This window comes from Flavobacterium sp. AC105, assembly GCF_979258495.1.
In genome coordinates this window covers 2604593-2628979 of sequence record NZ_OZ409860.1, presented here as the reverse complement: position 1 = coordinate 2628979, position 24387 = coordinate 2604593, and the positions used below count along the sequence as shown (strand labels likewise).

Annotated in this window: 17 protein-coding genes; 9 read left to right on the top strand and 8 right to left on the bottom strand. The window is 34.9% G+C overall.

What is annotated here, in order from left to right; translation table 11 throughout:
• Positions 1-3: 3 nt before the first annotated feature.
• From ACZ0AH_RS10965 to ACZ0AH_RS10940, 6 genes are all read right to left on the bottom strand, one after another.
• Positions 4-2394, bottom strand: coding sequence for a GNAT family N-acetyltransferase (locus ACZ0AH_RS10965; RefSeq protein WP_463475844.1), 2391 nt, complete (start codon positions 2392-2394; stop codon positions 4-6).
• A 189-nt stretch (positions 2395-2583) separates the two neighbouring features.
• A complete protein-coding gene (locus ACZ0AH_RS10960) occupies positions 2584-3696 on the bottom strand; it encodes a heparan-alpha-glucosaminide N-acetyltransferase domain-containing protein (RefSeq protein ID WP_463475843.1) in 1113 nt (370 codons plus the stop codon).
• 2 nt (positions 3697-3698) lie between these two features.
• Complete coding sequence (locus ACZ0AH_RS10955) at positions 3699-5030, bottom strand: lysine N(6)-hydroxylase/L-ornithine N(5)-oxygenase family protein (protein WP_463475842.1); 1332 nt, start codon at positions 5028-5030, stop codon at positions 3699-3701.
• Positions 5031-5041: 11 nt separating this feature from the next.
• Positions 5042-6574 carry a pyridoxal phosphate-dependent decarboxylase family protein gene (locus ACZ0AH_RS10950; RefSeq protein WP_463475841.1) on the bottom strand — a complete coding sequence of 511 codons (1533 nt, stop codon included), beginning with the start codon at positions 6572-6574 and terminating at the stop codon, positions 5042-5044.
• Between the two features lie 172 nt (positions 6575-6746).
• The gene (locus tag ACZ0AH_RS10945; protein ID WP_463475840.1) at positions 6747-7373 is read right to left on the bottom strand and encodes a LuxR C-terminal-related transcriptional regulator; all 627 of its coding nucleotides are present in this window, start codon (positions 7371-7373) and stop codon (positions 6747-6749) included.
• Positions 7374-7535: 162 nt separating this feature from the next.
• Positions 7536-8507 (bottom strand): alpha/beta fold hydrolase, encoded by a 972-nt coding sequence (locus ACZ0AH_RS10940; RefSeq protein WP_463475839.1) that lies wholly within the window; start codon positions 8505-8507, stop codon positions 7536-7538.
• Positions 8508-8611: 104 nt separating this feature from the next.
• Here ACZ0AH_RS10940 and ACZ0AH_RS10935 point away from each other — a divergent pair, with 104 nt between their 5' ends.
• Positions 8612-9499, top strand: coding sequence for a LysR family transcriptional regulator (locus ACZ0AH_RS10935; protein ID WP_463475838.1), 888 nt, complete (start codon positions 8612-8614; stop codon positions 9497-9499).
• On the opposite strand, the gene ACZ0AH_RS10930 is transcribed toward ACZ0AH_RS10935, so the two are convergent.
• The gene (locus ACZ0AH_RS10930; RefSeq protein WP_463475837.1) at positions 9490-10449 is read right to left on the bottom strand and encodes a YheT family hydrolase; all 960 of its coding nucleotides are present in this window, start codon (positions 10447-10449) and stop codon (positions 9490-9492) included. The two genes, ACZ0AH_RS10935 and ACZ0AH_RS10930, sit on opposite strands and share 10 nt — an antisense overlap.
• Before the next feature lie 418 nt (positions 10450-10867).
• Here ACZ0AH_RS10930 and ACZ0AH_RS10925 point away from each other — a divergent pair, with 418 nt between their 5' ends.
• Complete coding sequence (locus ACZ0AH_RS10925) at positions 10868-11413, top strand: NAD(P)-binding domain-containing protein (RefSeq protein WP_463475836.1); 546 nt, start codon at positions 10868-10870, stop codon at positions 11411-11413.
• A 17-nt stretch (positions 11414-11430) separates the two neighbouring features.
• On the opposite strand, the gene msrA is transcribed toward ACZ0AH_RS10925, so the two are convergent.
• The gene (msrA, locus tag ACZ0AH_RS10920) at positions 11431-11922 is read right to left on the bottom strand and encodes a peptide-methionine (S)-S-oxide reductase MsrA (protein WP_463475835.1); all 492 of its coding nucleotides are present in this window, start codon (positions 11920-11922) and stop codon (positions 11431-11433) included.
• A 435-nt stretch (positions 11923-12357) separates the two neighbouring features.
• Here msrA and acnA point away from each other — a divergent pair, with 435 nt between their 5' ends.
• From acnA to ACZ0AH_RS10885, 7 genes are all read left to right on the top strand, one after another.
• Positions 12358-15129: an aconitate hydratase AcnA gene (acnA, locus tag ACZ0AH_RS10915; protein WP_463475834.1), complete on the top strand. Its 2772-nt coding sequence runs from the start codon at positions 12358-12360 to the stop codon at positions 15127-15129.
• Positions 15130-15343: 214 nt separating this feature from the next.
• Positions 15344-17332, top strand: a complete 1989-nt coding sequence (locus ACZ0AH_RS10910) for a GAF domain-containing hybrid sensor histidine kinase/response regulator (RefSeq protein ID WP_463475833.1) — start codon at positions 15344-15346, stop codon at positions 17330-17332.
• Between the two features lie 78 nt (positions 17333-17410).
• Positions 17411-17776, top strand: a complete 366-nt coding sequence (locus tag ACZ0AH_RS10905) for a response regulator transcription factor (RefSeq protein ID WP_463475832.1) — start codon at positions 17411-17413, stop codon at positions 17774-17776.
• Positions 17776-18990, top strand: coding sequence for a YaiO family outer membrane beta-barrel protein (locus tag ACZ0AH_RS10900; RefSeq protein WP_463475831.1), 1215 nt, complete (start codon positions 17776-17778; stop codon positions 18988-18990). The genes ACZ0AH_RS10905 and ACZ0AH_RS10900 overlap by 1 nt, the downstream gene beginning before the upstream one ends.
• 36 nt (positions 18991-19026) lie before the next feature.
• Complete coding sequence (locus ACZ0AH_RS10895; protein WP_463475830.1) at positions 19027-19812, top strand: hypothetical protein; 786 nt, start codon at positions 19027-19029, stop codon at positions 19810-19812.
• A 12-nt stretch (positions 19813-19824) separates the two neighbouring features.
• On the top strand, positions 19825-21258 hold the full coding sequence (locus ACZ0AH_RS10890) for a glycosyltransferase family 2 protein (protein WP_463475829.1): 1434 nt from the start codon (positions 19825-19827) through the stop codon (positions 21256-21258).
• Between the two features lie 136 nt (positions 21259-21394).
• Complete coding sequence (locus ACZ0AH_RS10885) at positions 21395-24322, top strand: Ig-like domain-containing protein (RefSeq protein ID WP_463475828.1); 2928 nt, start codon at positions 21395-21397, stop codon at positions 24320-24322.
• Positions 24323-24387: the final 65 nt, after the last annotated feature.

The window sequence follows — 24387 nt, the reverse complement described above, 5'->3', positions numbered from 1 at the left end:
TGTTTAGGCTATTATTTTTTTATAAGGCGCGATTGGGTTTTGTAATTTTCCCTGAAATTGCAATAATGCTACCGGATCATCCAAATCGATCATGGTTTTGTTATTATTCAGTTGTAAACGATTCAGGCAGGACAATTGAAATTCATTGGCAAACAAATCATATTTCTCAAATTTTGCTTCCAAGTGCGGGTTTTGTTCCTGATAATCAGAGATGCATTCTGCCACTAATTCCCAGTAACGTTCTTGTGAAAAACCATCACTGGAAACTAAAATTGCAGACATAAAACGGAAAAATCCATCAAAAACATCAATAAAAATCGAAAGTAATTTTACGTCTTCCGGAACTTCCGCATAAATTCGGTCAATATTTTTCGGAACCTCAACATTAGGATTTAGAATAACGGCTTCTTCGGTAATATCTTTCATGAAAGAACGTACCGGAATGTGATTTTCTAATCCTAAAATCAGGTTTTCGCCATGTGGCATAAAAACCAGGTCGTATTGATAAAAACAATGCAATAAAGGGCTCAAATAAACCTTGAAATATTCTGTAAGCCAATCATCTATAGACAAATGTGATGCTTTAATAATTTCAGACAACAATGATTTTCCGTCTTTATCGAGATGTAAAAACGCAGCCATTGTCATTAATTGTTCGTCATTTTTGAGTTTTGCCACGGGACTTTCTCTCCATAAAGAAGCGATCATTTTGTTGTACGGATTGTGTTTTCCGAAGCTTTCAAAATATGGATTTATGTAACTTACAGAAGCTACTTCTCCCAACATTCCGAAGCCCACTTTTTGCAAATATTCGTCACCGCTTAACAACTGATCCAGCCATTCTGCCATTTCCGGCGCTGTTCCTAAATAAAAAACCGGCAAACCACGCATAAAACCCATATTCAAAATTGAAAGTGATGTTTTGGTATAAAACTTTTTAGGATTGCTTAAATTAAATAAGGTTCTGATGGATTGCTGCGCCTGATATAAATCCGGTCCGTAACCCACACAAATTAATTTTCCTTTTGCAATTTCCGGCGAAAATAAATTGGCGAGTTTATTAAACCATTGCCATGGATGTACGGGAATAAAGAAATAATCAGCCGGATTTTGTCCTTTTTTTTGGATTGCTGCATTGAATTTTGCAATTGTTTCTTCGCCTAATTCCTGTTGGATTAAAGTATCGTAATCCAGTTTTTTGGTTCCGGCGTAAACGGTTCTGTCACGATGTCCGGCGAGCCATAAAATCTTAAACGGATTTCCGGCTTCCGGTGCATATGCTTTGTAATCCATACTATTGTACCCAATTCTTCCGTTGTTGGCCACAAATCCCGGATGACCTTCCATCATGGCTTGTTCGATCGTTTGAAAATCAGAATTGGCGAGTGATTTTGAAGTCGAATTTTCTTTTAATAATTTATAACAGCTTCCGTAAAGTGTGCTGATAATTTCTTCGATATATGACGGTAATAATTGTGCCGAAATTCCTAAACTGTTTTTGAATTCCTGAATAAAATCTACGGCATCCAAAGCAATTAATTGGTCGTTTTTATACTTTGAAATTGTGTTCACTTCAATATTTAAGTGATTCATTGCAAGTAACTGACCTTTAAAGGAATATTTAATCGTATTATCATCAGAAAATAAAACATATTTTTGAGTGTCAGCTTCTAAAACAGGGCTTATTAAAAGCTCGTGAGAAAACTCGCAAATGGCTTTTTTTACCAACAATCGATTGGCTTTTTCCCAGACTTCGGGTTGAATATGTGTAATCGCTTTTTCCGGAAATTCTAATTGATTTTCGTTATTCATTTCGGTATAATTGAGGTTAAATGAATCTATTTTTTTAATGAATTGTTCTCTTGTACAAAAGGCAATCAAGGCGGTTTTATGCGGCAAATTAATGACATCGGCATCTTCAAAACCTACGCGGTGACAGATGTCAAACATTTTTTTATTTCTGATATCCGGCTCAACTACAATGCGTTGAATGGTAAGATCTCTGAAAATAAATTTCATAATGCTCGAAAAAATATGCCACGTAAACTGATGAACCGGTTTTATTGACGGAGCTACAATTATGTGCATACCGCAATCATAATCAGCAACGGTGTAATAGTTGCCAATTATATCCAGTTTTGGATTGTAACGTTCTAATAAAAAGGAAACTTCGCCATTTACAAGTCCGATAAAAACATCTGATTCTTTGGTAATTTTTTCGTATTCTAAACGAACTTCTTCCAAATTTTTCCCCTGCATGCCCCAGTATTGGGCGTAATCACGATTGACCCAATCATGGATTATTCTGGCATCGTTTTCCAGTTGCAGCGGACGAAAATCTATTACTCCAAAATCCGGAATTGTGGTGGAATAAACAGGATTATATGTACTCATTTTTATAACTATTTAAATTAATATTTACTTCATCCTTAAATGAAGTTTGCCACGAATTACTCTAATTTTACTAATTAATTAAGCATAATGATTTGTGGTAATTGGTGAAATTCGTGGTAGAAATACTTTGCGTAGACGCATTGCTGTGCGCCTCTACTATAAAACCTTTTACATATTAATAAAATGGTTCTAACTATTTACAAGCACTTCGCTACGATTCTTTCGTTTGGAACGTAATTGTGCTTTGATCTCATTATAAACCAACTGAATACTGATACTTGTTGCAATTACAACTGGAAATAATCCTAAAACCGTTAACTGATTTTGGTTCCAGAAACCAATTACATACATTCCCCAATTAATTAAAACCCATTGAATGACATATAAACTGGTGACGTGTCTGCTGCAAAATTTCAGTACATTAAATACACCGTTATCTTCTTTAACCAAATGAACAAGGACATTGATCAGCCAGTATAAAACGAGATTGGTTCCTAATAATAAAATGCTTCCGCCAGGACCTAAATGGTAATAATCCCCAAAATGATATTCCGGGTTTGAGAAGTTTAAAATCCCTCCAACAAGAATAAAAGCCAGACCAACAAATAACATTTTCTTAAAAAATTCTTCCTGATTTTCGTTTAATTCTTTGTACCATCTTCCTAAAAACATTCCGATTAAAATAAAAGCGCTCCAGGGAAAAACAGGAAAATAAACATTAAACTGATTGCTGAAAAATAAATCACAGATATAATCTAATCCGGTAATTCCAATTCTATATCCGCTTAGTTCTTTTGAAACAGAAATAATGAATAAAGCGACAATCAGCGGTACATATTTGCTTTTGCTAAAATGATTGATTAGTCCCATAATGAGTAAAGTAATTCCGGCCAATTGCAAAATATCACCTAAAAGCAAAAAGAATAAACCAGTTTGCAGCGTTCCTGATTTTAAACCATAAGCCGAAACGAAAGCTTCCGGAAGTCCGCCAAAAATAAATTCGGGAACCAGAAATTTTAAAAAGTTCATTCCGTAACCAACTGCCAGAATGTATAATGCCCTTTTGCAGACGGCGAGAAAACTTTGTCTTCTGGATAACACAAAAGAAATTCCCATACTGACCAGAAACATCGTGGTTCCTCGGCCCAGCCATAAAATAATTTCCCCTAAAACAGTTTTAGTCTGCGTGGCAATTGTCCCGTAAATTAACATGGTGTGAATCATCATCATCAAAATGACGCTTATTCCTCTGGCAATATCAATAGCCAAAACTCTCTTTTTTTGTGGTTGTACTGTTTCCATACTTATGCAATTGTTTCAAATACCGGAGATTCAATCCTTTCTGCCGCAGGTACGCCAAATTCCTGAAAAGCAATTTTGGTTTCTACGGTATAATATTCGATTCCGGTGATTTCTTTAATAATATAAGAGTTTCTGTAACAAGCCATTCCTAAATCAGGCGTTACAAAACCGTGTGTGTGCAATTCGGCATTCTGAACAAAAACTTCGTTTGAATTTATATCAATTGAATAGTTTCTGTTGGTGGCAAAACGTCCTTTTTCATCCCACTGAATCCGGTTGGTAATTCCCTCCAAAAAATGTGGTAATTTATAACCATAACCAGTTGCAAGAACCAGTGCATCTGTTTTATGACGGTATTTTCGATCTTGTTCAGCCTGATGTAATTCCAGTTCAAAAGACTGCTTATTTTCATCAAAAGAAGCTTTTGTACAAGCAGCATTTGTTCTTAAATTGACATCAATTTCGGTACTTACTTTTTTGCTGTAAATCGTGTCAAAAATGGTTTCAATTAAATCTTTGTTGATTCCTTTGTACAGTAATTTTTGATCTTTAAGTAAATAATCTCTTTTCTCTGAAGGAAGACTGTAAAAATAATCCACATATTCCGGAGACGTCATTTCGAGCGTTAATTTGCTGTAATCCATCGGAAAGAAACGGGACGATCTTGTAATCCAGTTTAACTGATATCCATAAACATCAATTTCCTGCAATAAATCATTAAAAACTTCGGCAGCACTTTGTCCGCTTCCTAAAACGGTGATTGATTTCTGTTTTTGTAATGCTGCTTTATTCTGAAGATAGGCTGAAGAATGAACCGCTTTTCCTTTTAAGGACTGACATGATTTTGGAATATGAGGCGTGGTTCCGGTTCCTAAAACAATCTTTTTTGTTTTGTAAATTGTCTCAGTATTTGTTTTTGTACAAAGTGTTTTTACAATATAAACTTCCTGATTTTCATCATATTCGATAGCAGTTACTTCGGTATTAAAAAAGATATTCGGCAGCTTTTTAATCGCCCATTGGCAATATTGATTGTATTCGTTTCGTAATAATAAAAAGTTTTCACGAATGTAAAACGAGTACATTTTACCTTGTTCTTTTATATACTTTAAAAAACTAAAAGGACTTGTAGGATCAGCCAAAGTCACTAAATCAGCCAGAAACGGAATTTGTAATGTCGTATCCTGCAGCAACATTCCGGGATGCCAGTTGAAAGATTCATTTTTATCAAAAAACAAACCGTCGAGATTTTCAATTGGCGCTGTAAGACACGCTAAACCCAGATTAAAGGGACCTACTCCTACGGCTATGAAATCGTATATTTTATTTTGCATTTTTAGTATTTTTAATTTTTTAATGAATATTCCTGTCCGTGATATACAATTAATGCGATAACTTCTTCAATATCCTGAGGTGTTGTGAGCGGATTTAATAAGGTGAATTTGAGGAATACTTCGCTGTAAACTTTTGTGCTGGTGATAATTGCTTTTCCTTCATTAAAAATAGCTTTACGGATGTAACTATTTAAGGCACAATACGAAACTCCATCTTCTTTGTATGGTGTATAACGAAAAACAATAGTGCTGATTTCGGGTTGGTGAATGATTTCAAAATCGTCCCTGTTTCTAAGCAAATCGGCAGTAAATAATGCATTATCCATCGCTTTTTCCATATAAGTACTCAAACCCTGCGTGCCTATCATACGAAGTGTAAACCACAATTTTAAGGCATCAAAACGGCGTGTGGTCTGAATGGATTTTTTTACCATGTTTGGAATTCCCTCATCTTCCTGCTCTTTTGAATTGAGATAATCTGCGTGGTATTTTATATAATCTACAAATGATTTGTTTCTCATAAAAAAACCACTTGAACTTACGGGCTGGTAAAATGTTTTATGATAATCGATGGTAACGGAATCTGATAATTCGATGCCTTCGAGTTTGTCTTTATGAACAGTACTAATTAATAATCCACCGCCATAAGCGGCATCAACGTGAAACCACAGATCGTTTTCGCTGGCAATCGCAGCAATTTTGGTTAACGGATCTATTGAGCCAAAATCAGTTGTTCCGGCAGTTCCTACAATTGCAATTGGAATGTTTCCTAAATCTTTTTGCTGCTGAATTACTTTTTTTAAGGCATGAGTATTCATTTTAAAATCAGCGTCAACAGCTACGGGAATCACGGCATTTTGACCTAAACCTAATAAGCTCAGGTTTTTCTTTAAACTAAAATGGCTGACTTCTGAACACAATACCCTGAATTTTGAAGCTTCAGCAGGTAATCCGTCCATTTTTGGGTCAATTCCGTAATGTTTTTTGATATAATGATCCCTTGCCAAAAGTAATCCCATCATATTGGATTGTGTTCCTCCACTGGTAAAAATTCCGTCGGCATGGTTTGGATAACCTAATTTTTCGATGGTCCATTCGACCAATTTTAATTCAATAAAAGTAGCTCCGGTACTTTGATCGTACGTATCCATTGAAGAATTGAGGGAAGAAATAAAAGCTTCGGCAACAAGTGTTGGCGTTAAAATTGGGCAGTTAAGATGCGCAATGTATTTGGGATCGTGAAAATGAATGCAATCGTTTAAATAAATGTCCTTTAATTCTTCGAGAACATATTCAAGGCTTTTTCCTTCCTTGTTTTCTTCGAGAGAAATGGTGTCGATTTTTTTCTTAATTATTGCAATACCCGTTCCTGTAAAAGGTGTATCTCTTTGTTTTAAATGATTGCCAATGGTTTTGATGGCTTTTTTCATACTTTTTCTATAAATCGAAATTGATTTATAATTGTTAGAAAAAATATGCTTGTAATATTTATTGTCGCTTACAATTTCTTGCTGCCTGGGTTTTATTTTTTCCTGTGCTTCCATTTGTGGTATTTATTTAGATTGATTCTAAAGAATTTTTTTGACAAATGTAGACGGCAGGAAAAACTAAGTCAATACCATAAAAAAGTGAAAATTGTTTCTATAAACGTGGTAGAAAAAATACCTCAAATATAGTAGGAAATAAATTATATATTTTAATTATGTTATACGAATATTAGGTTATTTTTTTCTCTAAAGCATATAAAATTAACTCTGAAGTGGTATGTCTGCCTGTCTTTTTCATTATATTTTTGCGGTGGGTACGAAAGGTATGAATGCTGATAAAAAGTTGTGAAGCGATGTTTTTGCCATTATTTCCCTGTGCGATTTGTTTCAATATTTCGAATTCTCTCAACGTAAGTTTCTCCTCACTTTCTACATTTGGAACTACTAACTCGTTCAAAAGTATATTTAATGTTTTTGGACATAAATAGCGTTCTCCGTTTTGAATTTTATATAAGGCGTCATAAATAGTCTGTTCTTCGCAATCTTTAGATATAAATCCGTTTATGTTGTCATTTAGAAAACTATTGAGGCTTTGGTTATTTTTAAAATAGGATAAAATGATGATTTTACAGCTGGGATAATTCATTTTTAAGTTTTTCATGTCATCATCATAAAACAAAAAAATATTATTGGGATCAATAATCAGACATTCGATATCATTCTTTTTTAAACCTTTAAATAATTCATCCTTTGAATTTACAACTTTTAAATTCGGTGTTTTGATGAACTTTTTTAATGTATGCCTCAATCCAATTATGTGAAGATTTTCAGAATCGGCTATAAGGAAATTTTTCATTTTTACTATTTAGAATTAGTCTAAACAAAATTAATATAAAAATGATTCATAATAGATATAAGATTCAAAAAAAATAGTTTTTTTCTTATATTCATAAAAAACTAAAAACTCCATTATAATAATGGAGTTTTTTAATATGCAATAGAAAGTTGTTTGAAGGATTTATTTCGGCAACGTTGCCATAAATTTCAAAATGTCATTGCCAATCTCATTTACATTCGTTTCTAAAGCAAAATGTCCGGTGTTATAAAATTTGATTGTTGCATCTGGTATATCTTTTTTATATGCCTCTGCTCCGGCAGGAAGAAAGAAAGGATCTTTATTACCCCAAACTGCCAAAAACTTTGGTTTATGAGTTCTGAAATATTCCTGAAACTTTGGATATAATACTACATTGCTTTTATAATCTTTTAAAAGATCGAGTTGTATCTCCGTAGATTCCGGTCGGTCCAGAAAGTGCTGATCGAGGATATACGCTTCGGGAGCGACTAATGAAACATCAGAAACACCTGTTAAATACTGAAATTTTGTACCGTCTAAAGTTAAAAATGCTTTTAATGCATTTCTGTTTTCGGGAGTATCATTTTCCCAATATTTTTGTATTGGGTTCCATGCTGTACTTAAACCTTCTTTATAAGCATTCCCATTTTGCGAAATTATCCCTGTAATTTTTTCAGGATTTGCCATTGCAAGACGAAATCCTGTTGGCGCACCATAATCAAATACATAAATTGCAAATCTTTTAAGGTCTAATTGATCAATAAAGGACTGCATTGTTTTTGCCATATTATCAAAAGTATATTCAAACTTTGTTCGATCTGGCGCATCCGAATATCCAAAACCAGGAAGATCAGGCGCAATAACATGATATTTAGTCATTAAAATGGGTATTAGATTTCGAAACATGTGCGATGAAGTTGGATAACCGTGCAGTAATAATAAAGTTGGCGCTCCTGCGGGGCCGGCTTCCCTGTAAAAAATATTTTGCCCATTTGCATTTACCTGACGGTAATGAATACGGGAAACTGAATTATCAGCTGCCTTTTTTGAGGTTGTGTCTGACTGTGCCATAACGATTGAATTTGATAATAAACTTGCCATTAGAATTATAACGGCTGATTTAATTTTTTCCATTTTTTTATTTTTTTTCATTTTCCTTATTATTTGTCAAAAGTATGCATTACTTTTGATCGTTAAAAACGATTTATAACGATTTAAACTATCTTAAAAAGTGATTTATGAATACGAATGATCTTAGTTTATTTGAAGCAGTTGCCCATCATGGTAATTTTACCAAGGCTGCCGAAGCCATGTTTACGGTACAATCTAATGTAACTGCGCGCATAAAAAATTTGGAAGAAGAATTTGGAGCGCCTCTTTTTTTCAGATCATCCCGAAAAGTGGCGTTAACTCCCGCGGGAGAAATTTTAATACAATACAGCAAACAAATTAATCATTTAATTAATGAAGCAAAAAGTTGTATTGGCAAAACCGATATTGTAAAAGGACAAATCAGGATTGGTTTTCTTGAAACTATGATGACGATGAAAGGACCTGGACTTGTGGAGGAACTGGCACATAAATTTCCTTTTGTTGACTTAGAATTTAGATCTGCAATGCGCGACAATCTTATCAGCGACGTTGTAAATTTCAGGCTTGATGCAGCTTTTGTTCCTGCACCGCTACATATTCCGGAATTGGAATATATCGAAATAGGAAATGAAAAAATAGTTGTTGTTGCTCCCGCAAATTGTGAAAGTTTAGATGATGTTTTAAACAAAATTCCGCTAAAAGCTATTGTTTTTGACCAGGGATGCGTTTTTAGAGCAAGATTAGAAGCCTGGCTGGTTACCAAAGGTATTTCGCAATGTCACAAAACGGTAATGAACTCTATTGAAGGCGTTGTTAATTTTATTGAATCAGGAATTGGATTTAGCTTTTTGCCTGCTGAAATTGTAAGTACATTTTATGGCAACAGAAACATTAAAACATTTCCGCTTCCAAAGGAAATTGGTTTAATGAAAACGCTTTTGGTATTTAGAAAAGACATTCCGCCTTCTCCTGCATTAAAAGCTTTTATCAGTCTTTACAACAGTAAAAATAATACAGGAATTGCTTATTTATAGGATTCAAAAAAATCATAAGCTCTTTTTTCTGCATATGAATAGATTGAATTACGAAGTGGAAAAGCGCAGTGTCCGCCATATTTTGGCGTTTCAAGATAAACATATGCACTGTCTTTCGCTATCGTTCTTGGGTAACATCTTTCGCCTAAAAATGGATCATCGAGAGAATTAATAATCAAGACCGGAGTGGTTATATTTTGAAGGGAAAATTCCGGAGAAACACGCTGATAATAATCATCTCTGCTGGCAAATCCATGCAGCGGTGCTGTAAAATAATGATCTACTTCATCAAAAGAAGTAATGCCGTCAATTTGGTCACGGTTTATAAAATCAGGAAATTGTGCCGCTTTGTGTTTCAGTTTTCTTTTAATATCAATTGTAAAATTCTTTAAATACACTCTGTTAAATCCCTGTTTGAGTACTTCAGCACTTGTTGCAATATGAGTTGGCACAGATATGGTAACTCCTGCCTTGATGCGTTCATCAATTTTTGTCCATCCAAAATAATTCAGAAGCTGTACGCCTCCCATCGAATATCCAATCAGGTACACTTCTTCAAATCCTTTTTTCAAAACAAACTGAACTACCTCATCCAGATCATCAACTGCACCGTGATGATACAGCCTCGGCAAACGGTTCATTTCTCCTCCACAAGTGCGGTTATTCCATGCGAAAACTGAAAAATCTTTCTGCTGAAAATAGGCCGCGCAGCTATTGTTATATGTTCTGCGGGAATCTCCTTCTAAACCATGACATAAAATCACTGCTTTTTTAGGATCATTTAGAATAAAATCGATGTTGATAAAATCTCCATCATTCAACTCATGTTTTTCCCTTGTGTAGCCCGGAGCTTCGAACTTTTTAAACAAAGCGGCATAAATAGTCGAAACATGCCTGTTGCGATGAATAATCGGAGGGAAATTATATTCTGATTGTTCAATTACTGGCATGATTAAAAATATTTTAGTGGCGTATACAAAGCTAAGAAATCAATCGATATGTAATTTAAAACTGTCTTTTTTTATTTGATTTTTATGAATCTCTTCAATAAACCATAAAAAAAACTGCCTGTAAAGAAATACAGGCAGTTTTAAATTGAAATTATAAAGTTTTTAAGTCAAACTTTTATTTATTTACTTTTCTGATCTATTCACTTTTAAAATAAACAAACATCTTAAAAGCAATTTTTCTAAAATAATTTATAACCAATATTTAGTTATCCATAAAACAATTTGTTCTTTAAAACAGGTATTTATACGTGTCTCAATATTATCAGGTTTTTATATATTCATCTCACAATTAGAAACTTATTCTTTTTAATGGGAGCAATACTATTTAAGGATAATATTCTTAGAAAATAGCTGGATTATGAAAATAGGAATTATTGGAATTGGGTCCACAACATTAGATTTCGGGGCAAGAGCAGCCCAAGCAGGATACGAAGTTTTAGTAAACAATCCTCGTGGCAATGATCATTATAAAGAAGTAATAAATAATTTGGGCAATAATGCAAAAATGGCCTGTATAGAAAAAACTGCAGAAGCCGAAATTATTATTCTTTTTCTTCCTTGGGAAAATCTTCAGATAACGCTTGAAGCGCTGCCGGATATGACCGAAAAAATAATACTTCATACTAATAATTATCTCTTTACATCAGAAGCTACGCTTACATCGCCAACAAAAAAAACGGCTACACAAACTATTGCTTCTTTACTGCCCACGGCACATATTGTCAAAATATTTTCTGCAGATAATTCAACAAGAATTAATTCTGACCGCACACGAATATTATATGCGGCAGAAAATAAGGAAGTAAAAAAAAGTGTAAAGATGTTTCTTGAATCTTTACACTTTTTGAGTACGGAATTAAATGAATTTAATGGATTTTCTGAATTTGATTCTGTTAAGAATTAAATTCAGAAAATTACAATTTATAAGAAAGTGCCAAATCTCTCAAAATGGCAGGTATAACCATTTGGATGTTTGATAAGGTAATCCTGATGACTTTCTTCGGCGGGCCAGAACTTTGTAAATGGCTCAAATGTAGTTACCACTTTACCGGGCCATCTGCCGGAATCGTCAACAATTTTAACGATTTCATCAGCAATTTGTTTTTCCTCTTCATTTTGTATAAATATCGCCGATCTGTAACTTGAACCTCTGTCATTTCCTTGTCTGTCTACAGTTGAAGGATCATGCATTCTAAAAAAATAATCTAATAATTCTTTATAAGATGTTTCGTTGGCATCGTACGTAATTTCTATTCCTTCGGCATGTCCGGGATGGTTTTGATAGGTTGGATTATCATTTTGACCGCCAATGTAACCAACTTCTGTGTCTTTTACACCGGGACGAACACGAAATAAATCTTCCATACCCCAAAAACAACCGCCGGCTATATATGCTTTTTTTAAGTTTTCCATGATTTTATATTTTTTTATAATTTTCTGTTTATGCTCTTATCAGTTCATAAATTTATTTATTCTACATCAAATATAATACCTTATTTGTTTGCTTTTTAAATAAACATACGATAACCTAAACCATACAAATTCTGGTATATTTTATGTAACTTTACTATAAGTGGGTTATAATCAATAAAGATTTGCCTTCTGAATATTATTAAATTAAAAAAATAATTTCAAAAAATACAAACTGCGATTCTCGTTTTTTACAATTTTTAGCAGCCTTCGTCATAAATTAACGATATATCAAAAGTATTATAATATAGTAAATACAATAATTTATTGATAATCATTAATTTACACAAAAGGCAGGTTTTTTGTAAATGAAATTACTTTTAAAACCGAACTGCTTCTAAAATTGTTAAACGACATCTGAATTAAATATTTTTAATTATGCAAAACGACATCTATCAAATTAAAAGGTTATTAACCACAAAAAACAGAACTTTCTCCTATTACAGTCTGGCAGAGATGGAAATTCAGGGTTTTAATATCAAAAAAATGCCCTTCTCAATTCGGATATTATTAGAAAATGTATTGCGAAACTATGATGATTTCGCTATTACAAAAGAAAACATTGAAACCATCCTAAACTGGAAACCTGAAGCATCTGACAAGGATATTCCGTTTAAACCTGCCCGCGTACTAATGCAGGATTTTACCGGAGTTCCCGCTGTTGTAGATATTGCATCTCTGCGAGCTCAAGCTGCAAAAAAAGGCAAAAATCCCGATATGATTAATCCCTTGATTCCTGTAGATTTAGTTATCGATCATTCCGTTCAGGTTGATTATTTTGGAACAGAATATTCCTATTTGCGTAATATGGAAGAAGAATATAAACGAAATACAGAACGCTACGAGTTTTTAAAATGGGCCCAGCAGTCTTTCAGTAATTTCAGCGTCGTTCCTCCGGGAATGGGAATCTGCCATCAGGTTAATTTAGAATATTTATCAAAAGGTGTAATTGAAAGAAATGGCGAGATTTTTCCTGACACGCTTGTTGGAACTGACAGTCATACGCCAATGGTGAACGGAATTGGCGTTATCGCATGGGGTGTAGGCGGTATCGAGGCCGAAGCTGCCATTTTAGGACAGCCTATTTATTTTATAATGCCAGAAGTTATAGGACTTAAATTATCCGGAGAAATTCCGCTTGGATCAACTGCCACAGATATGGTGCTTACTATTGCCGAATTGCTTCGAAAATATGGCGTTGTTGGCAAATTTGTAGAAGTATTTGGTCCGGGACTAGACAGTCTTAGCGTTCCTGACCGCGCCACTATTGGCAATATGTCACCTGAATTTGGCTGCACGGTTACCTACTTCCCTATTGATGCAAAAACCTTGGAATATATGCGTCTCAGCAACCGATCTGAAGAACAGATTGATCTGGTTGAAGAATATTGCAAAACCAATTTATTGTGGCGAACAGGCGATGAAACGATTACCTATACTGATATTCTTGAGCTTGATTTGTCTACTATAGAACCTACTATTGCAGGGCCAAAAAGACCTCAGGATAAAATACTTCTTAAAAATCTTCAACCCAAACTTATCGATTTGCTTGATAAAAGTTTTGGCCGAAAAAATTTACCTCCAAAACAAATTGTACGCTGGGCAGGCGAAGGAGGCTCACAGCCTATACAAGGTGAAGCCGTAGTTCCTGACAATGCAAAAATTGAAGAAAAAATAGAAAATGGCATTAAAACCGTTGCCGTAACATTGGGCAATGAACAATTTATGCTTTCAGACGGTGCCGTTGCCATAGCCGCTATTACATCATGTACGAACACCTCGAATCCTTTTGTGATGATTGGTGCCGGACTTGTTGCCAAAAAAGCGAGAGAACGCGGACTGAATGTAAAACCCTGGGTTAAAACTTCACTTGCACCAGGCTCAAAAGTAGTTACTGATTATCTGTCAAAAGCAGATTTGCTGGGCGATCTCGAAGCATTAAAATTTCATGTTGTAGGTTACGGCTGTACATCCTGTATAGGAAATTCTGGTCCGCTTCCTGCGCATATTGCCAAAGCTGTTGAGGATCATGATCTTGTTTTGGCATCTGTTTTATCAGGCAACAGAAATTTTGAGGCAAGAATTCATCCACAGATTAAAATGAATTTTTTAATGTCGCCTATGCTTGTCGTTGTTTTTGCACTTGCCGGGCGTGTCGATATAGATTTGCTAAATGAGCCTATTAGTTATGATTCGAATCAATTGCCTGTTTATTTAAAAGATATCTGGCCTACAAATGATGAAATTAATGAAGTTTTAAGCAATGTATTATCTCCTAAACAGTTTGCTAAAAGTTATGAAACTATTTTTGACGGAAATGAAACCTGGCAAAAATTGAAAATACCGGAACAAAAAATATATGCCTGGGATGATAATTCGACTTATATTAAAGAAGCACCATTCTTTCAGGATCTTCCTGAAAATCCAAAACCTTTGCAGGATATAGAAAATGCCCGTACTTTATTAATGCTGGGAGACAGTATTACTACAGACCATATTTCGCCTGCCGGTTCTTTTAATGAGAATTCTGCAGCCGGAAAATATCTAATAAGCCGTGGTGTAGAAAAAGCTGATTTTAATTCGTACGGATCCCGTCGTGGTCATGATGAAGTGATGATAAGAGGAACTTTTGCCAATGTTCGTATTAAAAATGCCTTAGCAGATAAAGAAGGCGGTTATACCAAATTTTTGCCAACCGGAGAAGAAATGAGTGTTTATGATGCCTCTGTACAATATAAAGCAGCCAATACGCCTTTGGTTATTCTTGCCGGAAAAGAATATGGCAGCGGCTCATCGAGGGACTGGGCTGCAAAAGGAACTTTTCTTTTGGGTGTAAAAGCCGTACTTGCCGAAAGTTATGAACGAATTCACAGAAGCAATTTAGTCGGTATGGGTGTATTGCCTTTACAATATAAAGACGGAGAAAATGCTTTAAGCCTTGGCCTGACTGGTAAAGAAATTTTTACGATTTCCGGAATCGCTCAGGATATTAAACCTTTAAAAGAGCTATTGGTTACAGCTGTAAAAGAAAATGGCGAAATATTAAATTTTAATGTCATCGCCAGACTTGATTCCAAAATTGAAATTGAATACTATAGAAATGACGGAATATTGCAATATGTTTTAAGACAATTTCTTCAAAAAGCGTAATAAAAAGCTAGTAAAAATTAATTTTAAAAGTGTTAATCCTTGTGATTAGCACTTTTTTTTATGCCTTTTTCAATACTTAAAGTTATAAAAATTAGTTTTATCGATTATTTTGACGTAACTTTCTTACTGAACTCATACATTTTGTCTTAATTATTGGCCGGCATTTTTAATGATTTCTAAAAATACCCTATTTATACCATTATCCTCCGATAGCATGAATAATCCAGAAAATCCTATACCGCATAACGAATTGCAGCGTCTTGCAGCCTTAAAACGCTACAATATTCTTGATACGCTTCCTGATACTGCTTTTGATGATGCAACGCAGCTCGTTTCTTATATATGTGGTGTTCCTATTGCACATATTTCATTTATTGATGAAAATAGGCAGTGGTTTAAATCTGAAATTGGAGTTGGAGTATCAGAGGTGCCGCGCGAAATTAGTTTTTGCAGATATACTATTTTAGAATCGAAAATGGTCGAAATAGGTGACACTCATTTAAACGAACGCTTTAAAGATGATCCCAATGTAGTTGGCGGATTCAACGTGAGATTCTACGCCGGAGTTCCGCTTACAACGCCCGATGGTTATAACATAGGAACGCTTTGTGCTGTAGACCATGTAGCTAAAGAACTTAATGACAACCAGCGAAATGCACTTTCGATTGTTGCAAAACACGTTATAAACCAATTAGAATTAAGTACAAAAAATATCGAACTGGCAGCTCAGAAAAAAATTGCACAGCGTGCCGTATTGGCAAAAGATAGTTTTTTGGCCAATATGAGCCATGAAATCAGAACGCCTTTGAATGCGATAATTGGTTTTACGGACCTTTTGGCTCAAACGAAATTGAATTCTGTTCAGCGTGATTATATTGATAGTGTTCAAATTGCAGAAGAAAACCTGCTTTTGATTGTGAATGACATTCTGGACCTTTCCAAAATAGAATCAGGCAATCTGACTATTGAAACACAGCCCTTTAATTTAAAACATACGCTTACACATGTTTATGATTTATTAAAGGTAAATACGCCTGAATCTGTTGAATTCAATCTTTTTCTGGATGCTAAAATGCCAGAAATCGTAATTGGCGATCAGGGAAGATTAAACCAAATATTAGTGAATCTTGCCGGTAATGCCCTTAAATTTACTCAGGAAGGCGAAGTAACGGTTTCGGTAAAAAAAGTAGATGAAACTGAGGATCATTATTTCCTTAGATTCTCTGTAAAAGATACTGGTATTGGCATTCAGGAAGATAAGGTTCAAAATATTTTTGAGCGTTTTACACAGGCAGAAGAAAGTACTACCCGAAGATTTGGCGGTACGGGACTTGGTCTTAGCATTGTAAAACAGCTTGTAGAATTGCACAATGCCAAAATTCATGTAAAAAGCAAGATGGGACACGGTTCTGAATTTTTCTTTACGCTTGCTTATAAAAAAGCAAATCAAATTGAAAAACCAAGTCAGTCTTTATCAGGAAATAATCTGGGGAAACTTAAAATACTGCTTTGCGAGGACAATGCCTTAAATCAGAAACTGGTAAAAAGCGTGATTTCAAACTTTGGTTTTGAATTGGATATTGCCGAAAATGGTGAAGCCGGAATCGATTTTTTATCCAAAAACCAATATGATCTGATTCTTATGGATCTTGAAATGCCTGTAAAAGATGGCTATCAGACCACACAGTATATTCGCAACGAATTGAAATTACCCATTCCGATTATTGCCATGACGGCACACTCTTTGGTTGGCGAGCAGGAACGCTGTTATAATATGGGAATGAACGCTTATGTTCCTAAACCTTTTAAACAAGAAGCCCTTTTAGACGCCATCAAAACCGTAATGAACAAAGACAATAAGTCTATTCAGAAAAGGGAAATTGATTTTTCTTTTTTAGAGGAAATGGCGTGCGGTGACCCCAATTTCAAAAAAGAAATGATCCGTCTTTTTATAGAAAAAATTCCGGGTGAAATAACTCAGATGGAAAATGCGTTTCATAAAAACGATCATGAAACAGTAAAAAATCTTTCGCACAATATAAAATCCAGCGTTGACATTTTTATGCTAAAAGATCTAAACAATTGTTTATCTATTATTGAAGAAGAAGCAAAAGTGGGACAATTTACTACCGAAACTGTAGATAAAATAAATATTTTAAATTGTGAAATTTCTGAAGTCGTTAAAATTTTAAAGGAAGTATGATAAACGGGAGGATCCTTACTTTTGCGGCATTTTCTTAATGTCTTAAAAATAAATTTACTCCAAGACAAATATTAAACCATGAGAATAATCTTATCTGAAGATAATGACATCCTACGCAAATCACTATCTTTTTTCTTAGAGTCGAAAGGATTTACAGTTGATCAGTTTTCTGATGGAAAAGATGCACTTGATGCTATTAAAGCAAATAGTTATGATCTGATCCTTACAGATATAAATATGCCCGGCGCAAGCGGAATGGAAATTACAGAATATGTACGCCAGGATCTTGGTTCTGATGTTCCCATAATTATATTTACCTCATCTGGTATGGAACAAACCGAACTGGATTCTTTTAGTATTGGTGCAAATGAATTTATGGCCAAACCGGTCAGCCCTGCCGTGCTTTTAGTGCGAATTAATAAATTACTAAAAACACGCCTGTAATGAAGTTTATATACTATTCCATCTTTTTATTGCTGCTTTCTAATAGTGTTATTGGACAGGAAATTAATGTTGATGCCGTAATGTCTGATGCAAAGCGTGAAGTCGAAAAAGGCGATTACGATAAAGCACTTTCAATTCTTGAACCTTTGAGTGTGAAATTTCCTGAGAATGACGAAATAAAAATTTATAAAGGCCGAATATACAGCTGGAAAAAAGATTATAAAACTGCAATAAAGATTTTGTCTCCCATGGCAGACAAAACTCCTCCTGTTGCAGATGCATTATTGGCAATAATAAACGTATACTTTTGGTCGGAACAATTTGATCAGTGCATTTATTATTGTGACCGATATCTGGCTCTTGATCCTAACTCGAGTGATGTAAAATTAATTAAGGTAAAATCTCTTGAAAGACTGAATCGTGACAAAGAAGCATTAGAAATTATAGAAGAATTGCCCCTGACAGAAAATACTACTCAGGCCATTACGGGTCTGCGAACTCTTATTGGCCGTAAGACTAAAAATGCAGTCGCAGTTTCGTATTTAAACATTTCTACCTCTAATCCGGGACAATCACCACAGCATTATGGCTATGTTGAATATTCACATAAATTCAGCAAATCGGCACTTGTAGGACGCGCAAATGTAGGGAATGCAAATAATGAAACACAAATGCTTTTTGAAGCAGATTATTATCAAACCTTCTCAAAGAAAAATTATTTATACGTTAATGGAGGAGTTTCAACCGGTCAAACCATATTTCCTGTTGCAAAAGCCGGCGCAGAATATTATTTTACTCCATACAAAAAATTTGACTTTTCGCTTGGAGCAAAATATATGCATTTTGAAACAGAAGATGTAACCTTGCTTACAGGTCAGTTAGCGTATCGTATGGGTACTTACACTCTTGCCTACAGACCATTTTACGATACCACAAACGAATTATTTTCTCACGTTTTAAGCATACAGACTATAAATGAGGAAAAAGAAAACCTACTGAGATTAGAATTACAATACGGAAATGTTCCGTATCTGTATCTTTACAATAATGCTGTTAATCCTTTAAAATCGTATAGAATTGGTATACAATATCAACAGCGTTTGGGCAGTTCTTTTTTTGTAAGACCTGTTTTTCTTTACGAGTATGAAGAATATTTACCTGATGAATATAGAAATAGATTTAATGCTCAGCTAATTATCACTAAACGCTTCTGATATGACAGAAATTTTGGAATTTTACAAAAGCGGCTTATGGGTAAAACCTTTTCTAATACTGTGCATTGGCTTGTTTATAGTGGTGTCTTTTATGCTGTACATCCTCATTATCCGAAGCCGGAACAGGAATATAAAAAAGAAAAACTCCGTTTAGAATATGGTATTGTCATTGAAAAAATAATGTTCTTGATCGTTTTTCAGGATATTCCGTTTGCAGCCATAACTCAAGAAACAGATTATGTCAGGCTTTCTAAAACCGCTTTTTTCAGAGAAGTTACAATGGAATCTATTATAAATCTCCATAAAAATTATCAGGGAATTCATGCTCAAAACCTTGAAAAATTTTATTCTGAATCACGATTAATAGAAGATTCCCTAAAAAAACTGAAAAGCAGAAAATGGGAAATTAAATGCAAAGGAATTACTGAACTTGCCGAAATGAACGTTAAGAACGCTCTTAACAAAATAATAAAAATCTCTAATTCCCGAAATAAAACGCTAAAAATCACAGCAATCAATGCCTGTATCAGACTTTCAGGTACAGATGGAATAGTGCATCTCACACAACATCCCTATCCTATTGATGACTGGACCCAGATTAATATTATCAGTGCTTTTAAAAAATATGATATCGGAGATACAAAAGGTGTAGAACTTTTACTGGAATCACAAAATGCAACTGTTGTTACACTTGGACTCAAGATTATTAAAGAACTTAAACTTTCACAAAAAATTCCTTATCTGGTAAAATTGACAAATAATGCTTCTAATCCGCTGATACAATATGAAGCACAAAGCGTATTACAGGAATTAATGCTTTAAAAATAAATCAAGATGACGTACTTAAATAATGAACTGACATTGTTCGCTCATATCTATCTGTTTCTGATACTTGCCTATGCAATACTGATTATGTCATCCTATCTAATGTTAGCGCATCTTTCTACCACAGAACTTAAAAAATACCTCAAAAAAAATAGTTTTATCGACTATGACGTATTACTCACAAGTGAATTTGCGCCAAGTCTTTCACTAATTGCGCCTGCTTATAATGAAGGATTTACCATTGAAGAAAATGTAAAATCGTTACTTTCTTTAAATTATAGTAATTATGAAGTGATTGTGGTCAACGATGGAAGTAAGGATAATTCTATGGAAATCCTTACCAAAAAATATGATCTTGTTTTGACGAATATTGAAGTACATTCAAAAATTGAAACCAAAAATATTAAAGGGCTGTATACTTCCAGAAATGCCGCTTACAAAAAATTAATAGTGGTTGACAAAGAAAATGGCGGAAAAGCTGATGCGCTTAATGTTGGTCTTAATATTGCACAAAACCGGTATGTAGTCTGTATAGATGTTGATTGTATTCTGGATAAAGATTCACTGCTAAAACTGGCGAAACCTTTTCTGGAATCATACGGAAAACGTGTTATTGCTACAGGTGGCGTTGTCAGAATTGCAAACCAATGTGTGATTAAAAACGGCCGTTTGGTAGAAGTAAACATTCCGGACGCCTTACTGCCAAGAATACAGGTTTTAGAATATTTAAGAGCGTTTCTTTTAGGCAGAATGGCTTGGGGAAAACTTGACGGACTATTGCTTATTAGCGGTGCATTTGGTGCTTTTGACAAAGAAATAGCTTTACTTGCCGGAGGTTACAGTACAAAAACTGTTGGCGAAGATATGGAACTCGTAGTAAGAATGCGGCGTTATATGCTTGAAAACAAGATTCCTTATACCGTTCGTTATATTCCGGACCCGCTTTGCTGGACTGAAGCCCCTGAAGATTTTAAAATATTCAAAAAACAACGCAGCCGGTGGATGAGAGGAACGATTGAAACGCTTAGTTTTCACAAAAAAATGTTTCTTAACCCAAAATACAAATTACTCGGAATGGTGAGCGTGCCGTATTGGACATTGTTTGAGTTTCTCGCTCCTGCAATAGAATTTATTGGTCTTGTCTTAACAGTTATATTCCTGATATTTGGTCTTTTAAACTGGCATTTCTTTCTTTTACTTTTGTTGTTTGTGTATTTTTTTGCTGTATTGTTTTCAGTCATTGCACTTTACAGTGAAGAGCGTACGTACCACAAATATCCCAAACAAGCCGATTTTTTTAAACTTTTGCTGGCTGCTTTTATTGAACCTATTTATTTTCATCCTATGACAGTATATGCTTCATTAATAGGCTATAAAGAAAAAATTACGGGAACCAAAGGCTGGGGCGAAATGACCCGAAAAGGGTTTACCAAAAAACCATAATAAAGCCAATACTTTATTTAATTTATTAAAAAATATCTTATAATTTAACATTATACTTACACAACAATAACAACTTCGTGTCTTTAAGATAATATTGCGATTTTACCTTCGCAGCTTAACTAATCAAAAAGACTTTATGAAGAAAAAACTACAATTACTTATCGTAATTACTTTAGTATGTACGAATGCCTTTTCACAAAAAGGATTAATTATTTCAGAAATCCTGACCAATCCAAATGGTGATGACTCCCCTTTAGAATATGTCGAACTGGTTGCTACGACAACTATTAATTTTGCTTCAACGCCTTATACGGTTGTTTTTACAGACAATGGAACAGCAACCTCAAACGGATGGAAAGCCGGAAGTTCAATAACGTATGCCTTTTTAATTAACAGTGGTTCTGTTACTGCCGGGCAGGTTGTTTACGTGGGTGGTTCGTCTATGCTGCCATTATCTCAGGGCGCTATTGTATTAAAAACTAAAAATACCGGAACAACCGCCGGTGATTCTTTTGGTTCAAAAAATACGGATGGTGTTTTAGGAAACGGCGGTAACAATGCCGATGGTGTAGCTGTATTTAATGTTGCAGCGTCTGCTATCTCCTCTTCTACTGTTCCGGTTGATGCTATCTTTTTTGGTGACGCTGTAGGAAGTGCCTATAAAAGTTCAGGATCAGGATATCAATTGCCTGTTAATGATAAATACAATGGCGGAAAATTACAAACCTCATCTTATTTAGCACCAGATCCTGGAAGCGACCAATTAGTAAAAGCGACAGCTGGTGTTTATAATACTGCTACAAATGCGTTTACTACTGCCCGCAGCTGGTCAACAACCAGTACGGCAAGTTATAATACAACTTCTATAACAATAGCGGGAACTCCGGCTGGAAATAATACTCCAACAATAACTTTAGCAACTCCAACCGTTTCAGGAAATGCCCCTGCAACGGTTAGTTTGTCTGCAACTGCAACAGATTCTGACGGAACAATTTCTAAAGTAGAATTCTTTAACGGTTCGACTTTATTGGCTTCTGTAACTGCTGCACCTTATACCTATTCCTGGACAAATGTTGCGGCTGGTTCATATTCTGTTACTGCAAAAGCAACCGATAATGGCGGAGCAGCTTCAACCTCATCTGTACAAACTGTAACTGTTAGTAATGGCGGTTCTTCAAATGCTGCACCAACAGTTACTCTTGCAACTCCAACAGTTTCCGGAAATGCTCCTGCAACTGTAAGTTTGTCTGCAACTGCAACAGATTCTGACGGAACAATTTCTAAAGTAGAATTCTTCAACGGTTCGGCTTTATTAGCTTCTGTAACTGCTGTACCTTATACCTATTCCTGGACAAATGTTGCGGCTGGTTCATATTCAGTTACTGCAAAGGCAACTGATAATGGCGGTGCTTCAACTACTACTTCTGTAAAAACAGTTACTGTAAATAGTGCTGTAAATGTGGCTCCAACATTGTTGTTTAACACAACGGCTTCAAAATTTGTTAGCTTATCCGCTACTTCTGCAAAAGTGGGTTGTGTCATGAATAACAATACGGATCCTTTTATTGTATCAGGGCTTGATATTACAGTAACTGACGATAACTTGAGCGGACTAACATTTTCTATGACTAGTTCTAAAACAAGTGTTGTACCAAATGCTAATTTCACGATTACAGGTACTGGAAACGCACGTAAATTCAAAATTAACCCAACTGGTGTAGGATATGCTACTTTAACTTTAAAAGTTACTGATGCTCAGGGCGGAAACAAATCTATTACCGTAAACGTGGCTGTTTCTCAGGCATTGGCAACTGCTTCTCTTAAAGATATTTATCATGCTGGCGTTGCAGATGGATCTACTGCAATCCCAATTGATGAAAATTATATGTTTGCAGCTGATGATGAAACTAATGTTATTAAATTATTCAGCCGAAACAATTCGGGACTTGCTCTTTATCAATTTGATGTAAATTCATATTTAAATCTTAGCGGAACCGAAGTGGATATCGAAGGATCTTTTAGAAGTACTACTAAACCAAATCGTATTTATTGGATAGGTTCATTAAGCAACTCTAAATCCGGGGAAGCAAGACCGGACAGAAACAGAATTTTTGCTACAGATATTGTGGGTACAGGCGCGAATGCTACGCTTGTTTTTGTTGGATATTATAGCAATTTAAGAAGCAAACTGATTACCTGGGGAAATAATAACGGATATGATTTTACGTCTAAAGCAGCAACAGGAATCGAGCCTAAACGTATTGACGGTTTTAATATTGAAGGACTGGAAATGGGGCCTGACGGAACGACTTTATACATTGGTTTCAGAGCTCCATATGTTGGCAGCGGAACTAATAAAGCATTAATTTGTCCTTTGCAGAATTTTGAATCCTGGTTTGGAAACGGAAGTCCGTCTGCAAATCCGGTTTTTGGTTCTCCGATAGAATTGAATCTAAACAATCACGGAATTAGAAGTTTGGCTAAAAATGCTTCAAACAATTATATTATTGCAGCAGGAAGTTATGCCGCTACCGGAACTTTTGAATTATACTCGTGGAATGGTCAGGCTGCAACGGCGCCAGTTTTACTTAATGCCAATCTTGCCAACCTGAAACCGGAAGGTATTGTTGAAGTTCCTGCTGATATTTCCGGATCATTTACATTAGATTTAGTTTCAGATTTGGGTTCTGATATTCCGTATAATGATGGTTTAGAAAACAAAGAAGTTGTCGAACCCAATCACCGTAAATTCTTAACCTCAACAATTGCTGTTAATACACAAGCAACAGCTAAAAAAGCTTTTGTTGAAGAAGAACCTGAAACTCTAATTACAGCATCGGAGGTAATTGCATATCCAAATCCTTTTACAGCAATGCTTCATATCAATTTTTATGATCTTGCACCTGAGAGTATTTCAATTTACAGCCAAAATGGTTTATTAGTAAAAGAAATTCATTCTGTTACCAAAGATGTAAACACTTTAGATTTAAATGATTTAAAAGTCGGAATCTATTTTATTACGTATCCGGGAATGAAAAAATCAATTACGGTATTAAAAAAATAACGATTTAAAATTATACTAAAAAAGCCTCTGCTTAGCAGAGGCTTTTTGTTTTTAGAATCTCAATT